Below are 13,316 nucleotides of genomic sequence, written 5' to 3' on the forward strand. Positions count from 1 at the left end.
CCCTGGGATCACATCGCTATGAAGAGTTGATGAGAGAAGATTTGACGGCCCGTCAGCTTTCGTTTGTCCCCCCGGGTGGGTTATCACTATCATCCGGCGATGATCATAAGTAGACGGCCGGCAGCCGCCGTGTGCGCTCTCGTGGCCGCTCTGGCCGTAGGGCTCCTCCCCTCAGCCGCTGTCGCCGCCGATGAACCAGCAGGTCAGCCCGTACCCAAGGTCGATCTGGTGCTCGATGTCAGCGGTTCGATGCGGACCCGGGACATCGACGGCCAGACCCGGATGGCGGCCGCGAAGCAGGCGTTCAACGACGTCCTGGACTCCGTCCCCGAGGAGGTGGAGCTGGGCATCCGTACGCTCGGCGCCAACTACCCGGGGAAGGACACCAAGGTCGGCTGCGAGGACACCGAACAGCTCTACCCGGTAGGGCCGTTGGACCGCACCGAGGCCAAGACCGCGGTCGCCACCCTCGCCCCCACGGGGTGGACGCCCATCGGTCCCGCCCTCATCGCCGCCGCCAAGGACCTCGAAGGGGACGAGGAGGCCACCCGCCGCATCGTCCTGATCACCGACGGCGAGGACACCTGCGCCCCGCTCGACCCCTGCGAGGTCGCCCGCGACATCGCCGCCCAGGGCATCCACCTCACCATCGACACCCTGGGGCTCGTCCCCGACGAGAAGACCCGCGCGCAGCTCACCTGCATCGCGGAGGCGACCGGCGGCACCTTCACCTCCGTACGCCACACCAAGGACCTCTCCCGCCGCGTCACCCAGTTGGTGGACCGCGCCGCCGACCCCGTCGTCACCCCCGTGGCGACCGAGGGCGCCGCGCGCTGCGCCGACGCCCCGTCGATCAAGCCGGGCCTCTACAGCGACCGTGAGAAGTTCTCCGAGCACCGCTTCTACCGGGTCGACGTCCTGCCGGGCCAGGAGCTGCGCGCCTCGGTGAGCGTCGGCGCCGACCGCGCCGTCGACCGCGACTACGGCGTCCTGCTCCGCGCCCTGACCGTCCACGGTCGGGAGATCGTCCGTGGCGCGGAGTCGGGCGACGGCCGTACGGACGTGATCTCGTCCGGCATCCGCTACCCGAAGCCCGAGCAGGACAGCGGGGACAGTTCGAGTGACGTCGGCGAACCGGCCGCCGAGACGGTCTGTCTCCAGGTCAGCAACGCGTTCTCGGCCCCGGCGGGCGTCAAGACCACCCCGGGCCTCCCCCTCGAACTCACCGTCGACCTCGTGGACGCCCCGAGCGCCGCCGCCGACCCGGCCGCCTTCGGCCTGGGACGCGGCTGGTGGTTCCTCGGCACGCTGGCCGTCGCCGGTCTGCTGGCCGGCCTGCTGTGGGGCTGGATCTCGCGGCTGCGGATCGTCTGGAGCACCAACTGATGCGTATAACAGGCATATTCGACCGCTCGGCCGCGCCCCGCACCGGAGCCCCCGGCGGGTCAGCGGTCCGCACCCTCCTGGCGGCGGCGCTCCTGGCGGCCTCCGCCCTCCTCGGTACGGCGACCCCCGCCACCGCCGACGAGACCCCCTCGCCCTCGGCCACCGCCACGGACGACGAGGAGGCGCAGGCCCCCACCGAGGCCGGCACCTCGTTCCGTACGGCCACGGCGTTCCGCCCCGGCCAGCGCGCCACGGCCGAGGGGTCCTCCGGTGACTACCTCTACTGGGTCTTCCCGGTCGACGCGGGCCAGCGCGCCGCCGTCACCGCCAAGGTGAAGATCGCCAAGTCGGCCGCCGCGCGCAAGGGTTCGACCACGTGGCAGGTCGACATCTACGACGGCCTGCGCCGCCGCCAGCCCTGCGTGTACGGCACGCAGACGAAGGCGCTCGCCGCCGAGGCCGACACCGTCGAGGTCCGCTGTGTCCTCCGCACGGTACGGTCCTGGGCCGAACCCTGGTCCAACGACCCCCTGCCCGGCAGCTACTTCGTCCGCCTCACGGTCCTCAACGCGCAGAAGGAGGACCTGGGCCTGCCGATCTCCGCCGAGATCGAGGCCGACACCCCCGACCAGGGAGGCGCCCACGCCGTCGACGGCAAGTTGTCGGTTCCCCTCACCCCCGGCCGCACCACCGTCTCCCAGGCGGACGGCAACGCCTCCACCGCCGGCGCCCAACTCGCCGCCTCCGGCGTGGAACCCGAGGGCGGCTGGTCCGGCGGCTGGTGGACCGACCGCTGGCTCTGGACCCTGGCCGGCGCGGTCATCGCCGCGCTCACCGGCATAGCCGGCTACACCCTGGCCCGCCCGGCCCGGAGCGGGTCCGCGTAACGCACGCCGCACACGACCCGACGACGGGGGCGGCCCGGGGACACACCCCGGGCCGCCCCTCTTCGTTCCCGGCCTATGCTGTGCGCGCGACAACAGACGCCTCGGGGGGAGCGTATGGAGCGACGAGGGACGGCCGGGAGACCCGGGAGATACGACGGATCCGGGGGATACGACGGATTCGACGGATCTGACGGATCCAGGGGTTCCTGGGGAACGGGAGCCGGAGCGGGGAGATTTCCGTACCGGCGGGCCGTGCGGCAGGGCACCTGGCTCGGCTGGGCCACCATCGCCGGAGCGGTGGTGACCCTGGGGACCAAGAACGTCGAATTCTTCGCCCCGGCGCCCCGATGGGACGTGCTGGTACCGCTGGCGGTGACCGCCCTCCTCGGCCTGGCCTGGATGCGCTTCTACCACCGGCGCGTGGAGACGCCCTCGGGCGGCGTCCTCGGGGGCCAGTACCTCCGGCCGCTGATCCCGGCCCGACTGCCCCGCGTTCCAGGGCACTTCGGGTTCGCGCGCTGTGTCAGGGTCGCGCTCACCGTGCTGTACCTGTTCACGATGGCCACGCTTCCCGTCGCACCGCCCGACCCGGTCCACGACCCGGTCGTCCGGATCACCCGGGCCGGCGGCGTCACCCGGAACCTGCCCATCACCGAACTGGGGCCGGTGACCCGGTTCGAGCGCCGGGAGGGCCGCCAGAACCGCTCCTACTGGCGGAGCGACATCACCGTGGAGGTCCCCTACACCGGCGGAGCGCGGACCGTCCGTCTCGCGGCACAGGTGATGCGGGAACGCCCGCAGGTCGGCGACACGACCGAGATCCTCTACGCCCCGGACCAGCCGGGGCTGGGCGTGGTCAGGGAGCCGAAGGACCCCGTGGACTGGGATGCGAACGGGGGTATTGCGATCTTCCTCATCCTGATGGCCCTGATCCCCACGGGTCTCATCAGCCTCCTGTACCGGCCGTGGGTCACCGCGCGCAGGACCGCACCGCTGCGCCGCTCCGCCGCCCGCCCGGAACATGTGGTGGGCCTGCGATGCCGGGTCGCGGCTGCCCCGGCCGACAAGGACTCGCTCCTCCGGCAGCGACGCGACACCCCGCACCACTGTCTGCGCCTGGTCCCGGTGTCCGGCCCGGCCCAGGAGATCGACGTGGCCGTCCCCGCCCACACCGACGCCCGCGATGCCGGCCTGGACCTGGCGGGCCAGGAGGGCTGGCTGTTCTGGGAGCGGACCTGGCGGGGGCCGGACAAGGAACCGTACGGACTGGTCTTCGTCACCGACAAGGACGAACTCCTCTGGTGCGCCACCCCCCTTGGCCATGTCGTGGACCACCTGGAGCGCCACCCGCACCGCCGCATGGCCCAGTCCGCCCCCGAGCGCCGGGTCCGGGAGATCCGCTACAGCCGCTACCGCCCGCACGTCCACCCGAGGGTCGCCCTGCTGCTCGGCTGCGCGGTGTTCGTGTCGCTCCCGATGCTGACGCAGAGCCGGACCATGGGCACACAGGACTTCCTCCAGCACGCGGTGCTGGTCGTCACGTCCATCGTGATCGGCTTCACCTGGCACTACCGCTCACTCGGCGCCCCACGCCCCGCACCTCCCCACCGGTCCCCCGCGGACACCGACTGGGGGTGAGGGGGCCCGGCCCGGGTTCTACCGGGGCGGTGGTACGGCCAGCAGCCAGCCCAGTACGGCGTAGGCGGCCAGGGTGGCGGCGACGACCAGGCCCGTGCGCAGCGCGGGTGCGGCCCTCTCGGGGGCGGGGAGGCGCGGTATGCGGTGCGGGATGTACGGGGCGATCGGTACCGCCCGGAGGGTGAAGTGCCCCTCGGCGTCGGCTGCCGTCAGGGTGAAGTCCGTTCCCGCGACCAGCTTGCTCCGGGCCGCCTCCTGCGCGGCGGAGTCCGTGCACCAGAGCCGCAGTTGGGTCGGCGCGTCGGGCCCGCGCTCCTCGATACGGGCCGACGCGCCCGGCGGGAACCAGCCCGAACAAGGTCCGGGGTCGAGCCCGTTGGCGATACGGCGGGCCTGGCGGCGCAGGAAGAGCAGGGCGTCATCGGGCGACACCGTCTCCCGCGTGGCGAGCACGACCCGGGCCCACGTTCCGTTGACCGGGCCCTCGCCGAGGACGGTCACCTGATACCGCCGCGCACTCATCGCCACCACCGGCCGACGGGCCGGCCCGCGGGGGGCCGCTGGGCGGGTGCGCGTCCGGACGGGGCCGCGTCCGTCGCGGGGCGCTCGGGCGCGGGGCGTTCCGTCTCGTCCCGTTCCCTCGCCGGGCGCTCGTGCGGTCGCTCCGACGCGGCCCGTTCCCCCTTCGGGCGCTCCGACGACTGGCGCTCCGGCGACGGGTGTTCGGCCGGGCGATCTCGCGGGCGCCGCTGCTGCCGGTGGAGCCGCGCGAGGGCGCGGAGCTGAAGCTGTTCCCGTTCGGTCGCGGGCCGTACCGAGTACAGGGACGCCTGCCAGATGTGCCCCGAGGGCCGGACCAGGAGCACCAGGTCCCCGGCGAACGACCTGATCACCCCCGGCATGTCCGTCCTGCGGTCGAACACGGCCATGCCGAGCCGGAGTCCGTGCGTCATACGGCACCACCGGCCCGCCGATGAGGATGCGCCGCGATCTCCCGGGCGCACTCCTCGGGGGTGGCGGCGGCGATCCCGCGCAGGGCGTTCTCCCGACGCCGACGCCACCAGTCGCACAGGTCGCACCCGGGCGACGGGGCGGAATCGGTCGGGGGGTACGTCAAGTGCTCGTCATTCCGTGCGCTGGTGTTGGCCATCTGTCCGCCGTCCGTGGTTGATTCGCTCCTTTCCCAGGTAACGGCGGCTTCAGCAGCCCTCGCTACTGGCATCCTTGTCACAAGGACAACGTGACAAGGGAGCGTTGAGCTTTGGCTATGACTTATGGCGAGTGGTTGAAGGAGGCTCGCCAAACGAAGGGCTGGACACAGCAGCAGCTAGCGGACACCGCGATCATGTCGCGCTCTCTCATCGCGGCCATTGAGAACGGTTCCCGCTACCCCAGCGAAGAGGACGCGAAGCGTCTTGACCTGGCGCTGGATACGGGAACCGTGCTGGTCACTTTCAGGCCGGGCCAAAATCGGAACGGCAAGCCGGTTGCCTACTGGTTCGAAAAGGCGCGCGAGTTCGAGCAGCAGGCCACGATGATCCGTGAGTACGGCTTGTCATACGTGCCCGGCATCCTGCAAACCGAGGCCTACGCAACGGCGGTTATTGACTCCGGATACCCACGGGAGAGCGAAGAGGAGCGTCAAAGAGCCGTGGTGACACGGCTGGAGCGGGCCAAGTTGCTTGAGAACCCGCTCACCCCGGCAGTGTGGGCGATGATGGACGAGGCGGTGCTGCACCGGCCCATAGGGGGCCATGCGGTCATGGCCGATCAGTTGGACCGCATCGCCGCGCTTGCCGAGTCGGGACGTATCCGCGTGCACATCGTACCGTTCAGCGCGGGGCCGCACCCGTTGCTGGACGGCTATCTGAAACTGATGTGGTTCGAGGACCAGCCACCGATCGCGTACGCGGAGGGGATGCGCATGGGTAAGGTTCACGACTCCCCTGCCGTGGTCGAAGAGATCCAGGGGGCTTACGATCTTGCTCTAGGTGAGGCGCTGCCGCTTCAGGTGTCCGTAGCCCGCTTGCGGGAAATAGCGAAGGAACACAGGAATCATGGCTGAACGCATCAAGGACGCGTCCACGCTGAGCGGTTGGCGGAAGTCCTCCTTCAGTGGCGCGCAACAGGGCGATTGCGTGGAGGTCACGGACGGCTACGCCGGGGCCGTGCCCGTCCGTGACAGCAAGGTTCCGCACGGACCCGCCCTCCTGTTCGCGCCGGGCGCGTGGGCGGGCTTTGTCGGTGGTGTCCAGCAGGGTGGCTTCCTCTCCTGAGGCGGGCGGGGGCCACGGCAAGCACGAGGACGGCTCGGCGTGATCGCGGAACAGGACTGGGCGGACGCCCGGCTGCTCTGGGCGTACCAGCGGATGGGCCATGAACCTCGCCCCTGTTCCGTAGGTATCGGGCTGGGAAGCCACGACCTGGGCGTGGCCGATACGGCCGTGAGCCTGTTCCGGCGCGGCATGATGCCCCTGATCGTGTTCACGGGGGCGACCAGCCGGACGACCCGGGAACGTATGCCGCGCGGTGAGGCCGAGCACTACCGGACGCGCGCGCTCGAACTGGGCGTTCCGGCGGACGCCGTCCTCGTGGAGCCGCGCGCACGCAACACCGGGGAGAACATCGCCCTGTCCCGCGCCCTTCTCGAAGCGCGCGGGTTCGCGGTGGACTCGGTGCTGCTGATCAGCAAGCCGTACGAGGAACGGCGGGCCTGCGCCACCGCCCGGAAGCTCTGGCCCGGGGTGGAGTTCGTCAGCGCTTCGACCCCGATGACGCTCCCCGATTACGTCGCCACGATCGGGGACCCGCGACTCGTAGTCGACATGCTGGTGGGCTCCCTGCAACGCCTGTTGCTCTACCCGGCGCAGGGCTTCACGATCCCGCAGGACGTGCCCGATGACGTGACGCGGGCATACGGGCGGCTCGTGTCGCGCGGCTTCACGAGCCGGCTCCTCGGTGGGGACGGGGATGTAGGAACCCGAGCGGCCCTGTCCTGAGCTCGACGCCCTCACCGACACGTCCGCTCCTTCGCGGTCATGCTCGCCCAGCGCCAAGGCGAACACCTGCCGGCCTGGCTCGACGCTGTCCGGCGGGAGGATCTGCCCAGCCTCCACGCCCGCGCCACCGGGCCCTCGCTCGCATCATCGGCGACACGGTCTCGCGCAGCGGGTGAAAAAAACGTTGGCTGGTCCACCTCTGAGCTGCGACGATGCCCTCCGCTTGTCTTACGGAGGATGTTTGTTCGTCTTCGTGTGTGCTGGTTGTGGCGCCAGGCTGACCATCCCGCTGTCCAAGGTCGCGCTGCCGGCCCACGCTCATCAGAAGTACGGGAACGGGGTCCAGCTCCCGGTGCTCATGGAGTCGGGCACGTTCGCCGTGGACCCGGAGCCTTGGGGGCCGCCGTGGCGGAGGTGGGAGGAGATCCCGCCGGACGAGGCGACCGCCCGCGGTGTTTACGCGCCGGTGTACGCCCTCTCCGACGGCGCGCCTGGCGCGATCGTCATCGCACCAGGCGACGCCAGCGGCACGGTGCTGATCCCGGGAAATCACGGAGGCGGCTATTGCTGTGGCCTCGACGGTGCTGACGGCCCGAACGTGGCCTGCGCGGAGTGTGCCCTGCCTGTGGCGAGCCGGATCGACGACTGCTCGCTCTGGCAGGCGATGTGGCTCGCCCCGAACGCCGTACGCCGCCTTCCCATCGCCGGCCTCGGCGCCGCGCCGCTTTCCTGGTCCCAACTGATGGCGGAAGGCATGGGCACGCCCCCGTTTGAGCCGATCGCCGCATGGGGGTCGCGTATGGCGGCGGGCCACTGGTCCAACTACTGGTGGTCGTGGAGCCCGCAGTGGGAGGCTGCGGCGGGCCAAGCGCTCGCCCACCTGCTGGCGGCTTCGGAGGGCCAACCAGTGCTCGTCCCGGACGGCTTGGTCGGGGAGGTCTTCCAACGCGCGCTCGATGCTCTGTTGCCCGCGGGTCCGCAGGCGCGGTGCGCCGTTCTGGCCGGCCCGGGATTGCCGGCTCCCAGCGTAGACGTCTCCATCCTCCTCGTGCCGTCCCATCCTCAGACGGGGAAGACCTGGGCCCCAGCCGACCCGGCACCGTACCTGGTGCCGCTGCCGTTCGGAGTGTGGCTATGGCTGGCCTTCCCCGACGCCGACCTGCCCGTCCCCAGGTCCGGCGCCCTGCCCATCGGCGTCCTCCGCGACGACTTCGACCCGCCCGCGCCGCGCCCCCGTCACCTGTTCCGGGCCGACCCGGAAGTGTTCTGGCGCGTTCTGGTCCGGCTGCCGACCGTCCGCAGCCCGTGGCTGCGCGAGATCCTCGCGCACCACATGCGCACTGGTCCTGATCGTGTTCACGGGGGCGACCAGCCGGACGACCCGGGAACGTATGCCGCGCGGTGAGGCCGACGAGGCAGGCCGGCTCGATGGAGGACGCCTGGTGCCGCGTCACCCTCCGTACGAAGGCTGTCGTCGCCGTCCACCTGTGGGGAGTGCCGGAGGACACCGACAGGCTCACCGCCTTCGCCGGGCGCCACGGACTGAAGCTGCTGGAAGACGGCTCGCACGCCTTCGGCGCGACCTGGGACGGGCGGGCGGTAGGCTCCACCGGCCACGCGCTCGCGCCCTACGCCGTCACCGGAATGGTGCTGAAGTTACGCATCCCCCCGCTGGCCGCCGCCCTCTCCCCTGCCCAACTGCCCCGGCTTGAGGGGTATCCGACCGGGCGGGCGGCCAGCGCAGGGCGGATGTGCGCGGCCCTCTGGCGGTGTGGCGTCGGGGGCGGACCGCCTGAACTGCCGGTTCTGCGGGGCTGAGCCCGGGAGCGAGCCCGCTCCCGCCCGGAGGTCCGGCTTCGTTACGGCAGCAGCCCCGCCCGGCGCGCCGCCACCACCGCCTCCAGGCGGGTGTGGGTGCTCAGTTTGCGCATGGCCGAGCGGAGGTAGCCCTTCACCGTTTCCGGGCGGAGGCCCAGGAGGGCGGCTGCTCTGGCGTTGGTCGCGCCGGCCGCCACGCAGGCCAGGACGTCCAGTTCGCGGGGGGCCAGGGCGGTGGTGGGGAGGCGGCCCGGGGGGCCAGGGGAAGGTGGGGGCGCGGCTTGGGCCAGGCGGGCGCAGGCCGTGAGGAGTTCCTGGCGCAGGGCCTTGTCCAGTATCCGGGGGGCCAGGGCGCGGAGTTCGCTGTGGGCCGCGCGGACCTCCTCCCAGGCGCCCGGGCCGGCCGCCGGTTCCCGGGTGACCGTGAGCAGGCGGCGCACCTCGTCCCGTACCACCAGGGCCTGCTCCACGTCGCGCGCCGCCGCCACCGCCGCGTCGAAGGTGCGTTCGCCGATCGGCAGGGCGGTGCGGAGGGCGCCGTACAGTACGCCGCGCACTCTGCGCCGTACCACCACCGGGACCGCCAGGACGGAGCGCAGGCCCTCCGTCGACACCGCCGCGTCGTACTCGTGGCTGATGTGCCGGGCCGTCGTGTAGTCCGTCACCGCGCAGGGGCGGGAGAGGGCCATGGACTTGCCGCCCAGGCCGTTCCCCGTGGAGATCGCCAGGGAGCGCAGTGCGCTGGTCGCCGTGCCGTTCAGCTCCGCGATCCGGAGGTTTCCCGTTTCGGGGAGGAGGCCGCCGAAGGCCACCGGCAGCCCGGTGGCTCGGCGGAGCTGTCCTAGTGCGGCCCGCATTTCCACGGCCTCCGCCGGTTCGGCACCCCCGGCTCCGCGCTCTTCGGCCATGCCCGTTCCCTCCGCCGCGTCGCCACTACCCCCGTTCGGGGGTGGTGAGACCTGCGTCACTGATTACACGATGCTAGTGAACGGTGGCGCAATGAGGAGGACACATGACGGCAAGGACATCCGCCGGGTCGAGCGGGGTGAGTGGCCCGAGCGGGGCGAGGGGGGTGAGGGGGCGTGACGGGGCTGCTGTAGGTGGCGCCACCGAGGAGTTCCGGGGCGCCCGGGATTTTCTTCTGGCTCACCGGGAGGATTATCAGGCCGCGTACGACGGGTTCCGCTGGCCGCGCCCCGCGTTCTTCAACTGGGCGCTGGACTGGTTCGACCGGGTCGCCGAAGGGCCCGACGGGCGGGGGAACGCGCGGCTCGCGCTCCATATCGTCGAGGAGGACGGCAGCCGTACCCGCGTCACATACGCCGAGATGGCCGCCCGCTCCAACCAGGTGGCCAACTGGCTGCGCGAGGTGGGGGTGCGGGCCGGGGACCGTATCGTCGTCATGCTCGGGAATCAGGCGGAGCTCTGGGAGACCGCCCTTGCCGCCATGAAACTGCGGGCCGTCGTCATCCCCGCCACACCTCTCCTCGGCCCCGCCGACCTGCGGGACCGGGTGGAACGGGGGCGGGCCCGGCATGTTCTCGTCCGGTCCGTCGACACCGGCAAGTTCGCGGAAGTGCCCGGCGACTTCACGCGGATCGCGGTGGGGGGCGCGCCGGACGGGTGGTGCGCGTACGAGGACGCCCGGGAGCGGTCCGTCGACTTCACCCCGGACGGTGTCACCCGCGCGAGCGACCCCCTGATGCTCTACTTCACCTCCGGGACCACCGCCCGCCCCAAACTGGTCGAGCACACCCATGTCTCGTACCCGGTCGGCCACCTCGCCACGATGTACTGGATCGGGCTGCGCCCCGGCGACGTCCATCTCAACATCGCCTCACCCGGATGGGCCAAGCACGCCTGGTCGAATCTCTTCGCCCCCTGGAACGCGGAGGCGACCGTGTTCATTCACAACTACGGCCGGTTCGACGCGGGGCGGCTGATGGCGGAGATGGACGCGGCCGGGGTGACGAGTTTCTGCGCGCCGCCCACCGTCTGGCGGATGCTGATCCAGGCCGATCTCTCCCTGCTCCGTTCCGCGCCCCGCGAGGCGGTCGCGGCCGGCGAGCCGCTGAACCCGGAGGTCATCGAGACCGTACGGCGGGAGTGGGGGGTGACGATCCGGGACGGGTTCGGGCAGACCGAGACGGCGGTGCAGGTCGCCAACTCGCCGGGGCAGTTGCTGAAGGCGGGCTCCATGGGGCGGCCCACGCCCGGGTTCCGGGTGGAGCTGCTGGATCCGGTGACGGGCGAGCCGGGGGCGCGGGAAGGCGAGATCTCGCTGGTGCTCGCGGACCGGCCGGTGGGGGTGATGACGGGGTACCACGGGGACCCGGAGCTGACGGAGCGGGCCATGGCGGGCGGCTACTACCGGACGGGTGACATCGGCTCGCGGGACGCCGACGGGTACATCACGTATGTGGGCAGATCCGATGATGTGTTCAAGTCTTCGGACTACAAGATCTCGCCGTTCGAGCTGGAGAGCGCCCTGCTGGAGCACGAGGCGGTCGCCGAGGCCGCCGTCGTCCCGGCCCCCGACCCGGTACGCCTCGCCGTCCCGAAGGCGTACGTGGTCCTCGCGGAGGGGTGGGAACCGGGGCCCGGCACGGCGAAGGCGCTCTTCGCCCACTCGCGCGCGGTGCTCGCGCCGTACCAGCGGATCCGGAAGCTGGAATTCGCCGACCTGCCCAAGACGGTCTCCGGCAAGATCCGCCGCATCGAGCTGCGCCGGCTGACGGCGGAGGGCTCCGGGGCCGGGGAGTACGACGAGGGGGAACTCCGGTGACCGGCGGCGGTCCCGGGGCGGGCGGTCCCGAGATGGGTGTGCCGGTGGCGGGGGACGGCCTTGGGCCGGTGAACGCGGTGGCGGGCGGCGGTCCCGGGGCGGGCGTGCCGGTGGCGGGGGGTGGCTCCGGGGTGGCGGGCGCCGGCCCCGTGCCGTCGTACGTGCACGGCACCGGGGACACCGCGCTGCTCGGCGACACCATCGGCGGCAATCTCGACCGTACGGTCGCCGCCTTCCCCGACCGCGAGGCGCTGGTCGACGTCCCCTCCGGACGGCGCTGGACGTACGCGGAGTTCGGCGCCGACGTCGACACGCTCGCGCGGGCGCTGCTCGGGCGCGGGGTGGCCAAGGGCGACCGGGTCGGGATCTGGGCGGTCAACTGCCCCGAGTGGGTGCTCGTGCAGTACGCCACCGCCCGGATCGGCGCGATCATGGTCACCATCAACCCCGCGTACCGCGCGCACGAGGTCGCGTTCGTCCTCAACCAGTCGAGGATCTCCGTCCTCTTCGCGTCGCCGGGCCACCGCTCCAGCGACTACCGCGCCCTGGTCGAGCAGGTGCGCGGGGAGTGTCCCGGGCTGCGCTCCGTGCACTACTTCGGGGACCCGGGCTGGGACCGGCTGCTGGCGGAGGGCGGACGGGTCGCGGCGGAGGAGGTCGCGGCGCGCGCGGCCGGGCTCTCCTGCGACGATCCGATCAACATCCAGTACACCTCCGGCACCACCGGATTCCCCAAGGGCGCCACCCTCTCCCACCACAACATCCTCAACAACGGCTATTTCGTGGGGGAGACGGTCGGCTACACCGAACAAGACCGGATCTGCCTGCCCGTCCCCTTCTACCACTGCTTCGGCATGGTCATGGGCAACCTGGGCGCCACCTCGCACGGCGCCTGCGTCGTCATCCCCGCCCCGTCCTTCGACGCCGCCGCGACCCTCGACGCCGTCCAGCGCGAACGCTGCACCTCCCTCTACGGCGTACCGACGATGTTCCTGGCCGAGCTGGACCTCCCCGGCTTCACCACGTACGACCTCACCTCCCTCCGCACCGGGATCATGGCGGGCTCGCCCTGCCCGGTCGAGGTGATGAAGCGGGTCGTCGAACGGATGAACATGCGGGAGGTGTCCATCTGTTACGGCATGACGGAGACCTCCCCGGTCTCCCTCCAGACCCGCCGCGACGACGACCTGGAACGCCGCACCGGCACCGTCGGGCGGGCCCTCCCGCACATCGAGGTCAAGGTGATCGACCCGGCCACCGGGGTGACCGTGGGGCGCGGCACCCCCGGCGAGCTGTGCACGCGCGGCTACAGCGTCATGCTCGGCTACTGGGACGAGCCGGCCCTCACGGCCGAAGTGGTCGACGCCGGGCGCTGGATGCACACCGGGGACCTCGCGGTGATCAGGGAGGACGGATACGCGCAGATCGTCGGCCGGATCAAGGACCTGATCATCAGGGGCGGCGAGAACGTCTACCCGAGGGAGATCGAGGAGTTTCTGTACGGCCACCCCCAGGTCGCCGACATACAGGTGGTCGGGGTGCCCGACGAACGGTACGGGGAGGAGATCGTGGCCTGCGTCATCCCCCGCGACCCGGCGGCGCCGCCCTCGGCGGAGGAGATCAGGGCGTACTGCCGGGAACGGCTCGCGCACTACAAGATCCCGCGCCGGGTGGAGATCGTGGACGGCTTTCCGATGACGGTCAGCGGGAAGGTGCGGAAGGTCGAGCTGCGGGAGCGCTTCTCGGCGTGAGCCCTGTCCTCGTCGGCGTGAGTCCTGTCCTCGGCGTGAGTCCTGTTCTCGT

Annotated in this window: 14 protein-coding genes; 10 read left to right on the forward strand and 4 right to left on the reverse strand. The window is 71.6% G+C overall.

Translation table 11 applies throughout. The features are described from left to right. The first annotated feature begins 99 nt into the window (after nt 1-99). The 3 genes from AB0O07_RS02235 to AB0O07_RS02245 all read left to right on the forward strand — a co-directional run bounded on the left by AB0O07_RS02235 (nt 100) and on the right by AB0O07_RS02245 (nt 3,911). The gene (locus AB0O07_RS02235; protein WP_365625468.1) at nt 100-1,386 is read left to right on the forward strand and encodes a VWA domain-containing protein; all 1,287 of its coding nucleotides are present in this window, start codon (nt 100-102) and stop codon (nt 1,384-1,386) included. Beyond that, nucleotides 1,386-2,273, forward strand: a complete 888-nt coding sequence (locus AB0O07_RS02240) for a hypothetical protein (protein WP_365625471.1) — start codon at nt 1,386-1,388, stop codon at nt 2,271-2,273. Before AB0O07_RS02235 ends, AB0O07_RS02240 begins: the two co-directional genes overlap by 1 nt. A 252-nt stretch (nt 2,274-2,525) precedes the next feature. Then, entirely contained in the window at nt 2,526-3,911 is a 1,386-nt protein-coding gene (locus AB0O07_RS02245; RefSeq protein ID WP_365625474.1) for a hypothetical protein, read from the forward strand. An 18-nt stretch (nt 3,912-3,929) separates the two neighbouring features. On the opposite strand, the gene AB0O07_RS02250 is transcribed toward AB0O07_RS02245, so the two are convergent. The 3 genes from AB0O07_RS02250 to AB0O07_RS02260 are packed head-to-tail and all read right to left on the reverse strand — an operon-like array spanning nt 3,930 to nt 5,028. Continuing rightward, the gene (locus AB0O07_RS02250) at nt 3,930-4,433 is read right to left on the reverse strand and encodes a hypothetical protein (protein ID WP_365625477.1); all 504 of its coding nucleotides are present in this window, start codon (nt 4,431-4,433) and stop codon (nt 3,930-3,932) included. Further along, nucleotides 4,430-4,864, reverse strand: a complete 435-nt coding sequence (locus AB0O07_RS02255) for a hypothetical protein (RefSeq protein ID WP_365625480.1) — start codon at nt 4,862-4,864, stop codon at nt 4,430-4,432. The genes AB0O07_RS02250 and AB0O07_RS02255 overlap by 4 nt, the downstream gene beginning before the upstream one ends. Beyond that, nucleotides 4,861-5,028, reverse strand: a complete 168-nt coding sequence (locus AB0O07_RS02260; RefSeq protein ID WP_365625483.1) for a hypothetical protein — start codon at nt 5,026-5,028, stop codon at nt 4,861-4,863. Before AB0O07_RS02260 ends, AB0O07_RS02255 begins: the two co-directional genes overlap by 4 nt. Before the next feature lie 144 nt (nt 5,029-5,172). Between AB0O07_RS02260 and AB0O07_RS02265 the strand changes: the two genes are divergently transcribed. From AB0O07_RS02265 to AB0O07_RS02285, 5 genes are all read left to right on the forward strand, one after another. Beyond that, on the forward strand, nt 5,173-5,976 hold the full coding sequence (locus AB0O07_RS02265; protein WP_365625486.1) for a helix-turn-helix transcriptional regulator: 804 nt from the start codon (nt 5,173-5,175) through the stop codon (nt 5,974-5,976). Further along, nucleotides 5,969-6,187, forward strand: coding sequence for a DUF397 domain-containing protein (locus AB0O07_RS02270; protein ID WP_365625489.1), 219 nt, complete (start codon nt 5,969-5,971; stop codon nt 6,185-6,187). Before AB0O07_RS02265 ends, AB0O07_RS02270 begins: the two co-directional genes overlap by 8 nt. 39 nt (nt 6,188-6,226) lie before the next feature. Beyond that, nucleotides 6,227-6,910 carry a YdcF family protein gene (locus AB0O07_RS02275; protein WP_365625492.1) on the forward strand — a complete coding sequence of 228 codons (684 nt, stop codon included), beginning with the start codon at nt 6,227-6,229 and terminating at the stop codon, nt 6,908-6,910. 241 nt (nt 6,911-7,151) lie between these two features. Then, nucleotides 7,152-8,315 carry a hypothetical protein gene (locus AB0O07_RS02280; RefSeq protein WP_365625495.1) on the forward strand — a complete coding sequence of 388 codons (1,164 nt, stop codon included), beginning with the start codon at nt 7,152-7,154 and terminating at the stop codon, nt 8,313-8,315. Next, the gene (locus tag AB0O07_RS02285; RefSeq protein ID WP_365625498.1) at nt 8,312-8,728 is read left to right on the forward strand and encodes a DegT/DnrJ/EryC1/StrS family aminotransferase; all 417 of its coding nucleotides are present in this window, start codon (nt 8,312-8,314) and stop codon (nt 8,726-8,728) included. The genes AB0O07_RS02280 and AB0O07_RS02285 overlap by 4 nt, the downstream gene beginning before the upstream one ends. A 41-nt stretch (nt 8,729-8,769) precedes the next feature. Here AB0O07_RS02285 and AB0O07_RS02290 read toward each other — a convergent pair whose 3' ends face one another. Continuing rightward, nucleotides 8,770-9,636 (reverse strand): helix-turn-helix transcriptional regulator, encoded by an 867-nt coding sequence (locus tag AB0O07_RS02290; protein WP_365625501.1) that lies wholly within the window; start codon nt 9,634-9,636, stop codon nt 8,770-8,772. Nucleotides 9,637-9,740: 104 nt separating this feature from the next. Here AB0O07_RS02290 and AB0O07_RS02295 point away from each other — a divergent pair, with 104 nt between their 5' ends. Next, nucleotides 9,741-11,513, forward strand: coding sequence for an AMP-binding protein (locus tag AB0O07_RS02295; RefSeq protein ID WP_365625504.1), 1,773 nt, complete (start codon nt 9,741-9,743; stop codon nt 11,511-11,513). Beyond that, entirely contained in the window at nt 11,510-13,264 is a 1,755-nt protein-coding gene (locus AB0O07_RS02300; RefSeq protein WP_365625507.1) for an AMP-binding protein, read from the forward strand. Before AB0O07_RS02295 ends, AB0O07_RS02300 begins: the two co-directional genes overlap by 4 nt. The last annotated feature ends 52 nt before the right edge of the window (nt 13,265-13,316 follow it).

The organism is Streptomyces sp. NPDC093085, assembly GCF_040683935.1.
Taxonomy (GTDB): domain Bacteria; phylum Actinomycetota; class Actinomycetes; order Streptomycetales; family Streptomycetaceae; genus Streptomyces.

What these genes read in the sequence shown, in the direction of transcription:
- AB0O07_RS02235 (WP_365625468.1), top strand. Translation starts at nt 100, where the DNA reads ATGATCATAAGTAGACGGCCGGCAGCCGCCGTGTGCGCTCTCGTGGCC.
- AB0O07_RS02240 (WP_365625471.1), top strand. Translation starts at nt 1,386, where the DNA reads ATGCGTATAACAGGCATATTCGACCGCTCGGCCGCGCCCCGCACCGGA.
- AB0O07_RS02250 (WP_365625477.1), bottom strand. Translation starts at nt 4,433, where the DNA reads ATGAGTGCGCGGCGGTATCAGGTGACCGTCCTCGGCGAGGGCCCGGTC.
- AB0O07_RS02255 (WP_365625480.1), bottom strand. Translation starts at nt 4,864, where the DNA reads ATGACGCACGGACTCCGGCTCGGCATGGCCGTGTTCGACCGCAGGACG.
- AB0O07_RS02270 (WP_365625489.1), top strand. Translation starts at nt 5,969, where the DNA reads ATGGCTGAACGCATCAAGGACGCGTCCACGCTGAGCGGTTGGCGGAAG.
- AB0O07_RS02290 (WP_365625501.1), bottom strand. Translation starts at nt 9,636, where the DNA reads ATGGCCGAAGAGCGCGGAGCCGGGGGTGCCGAACCGGCGGAGGCCGTG.
- AB0O07_RS02295 (WP_365625504.1), top strand. Translation starts at nt 9,741, where the DNA reads ATGACGGCAAGGACATCCGCCGGGTCGAGCGGGGTGAGTGGCCCGAGC.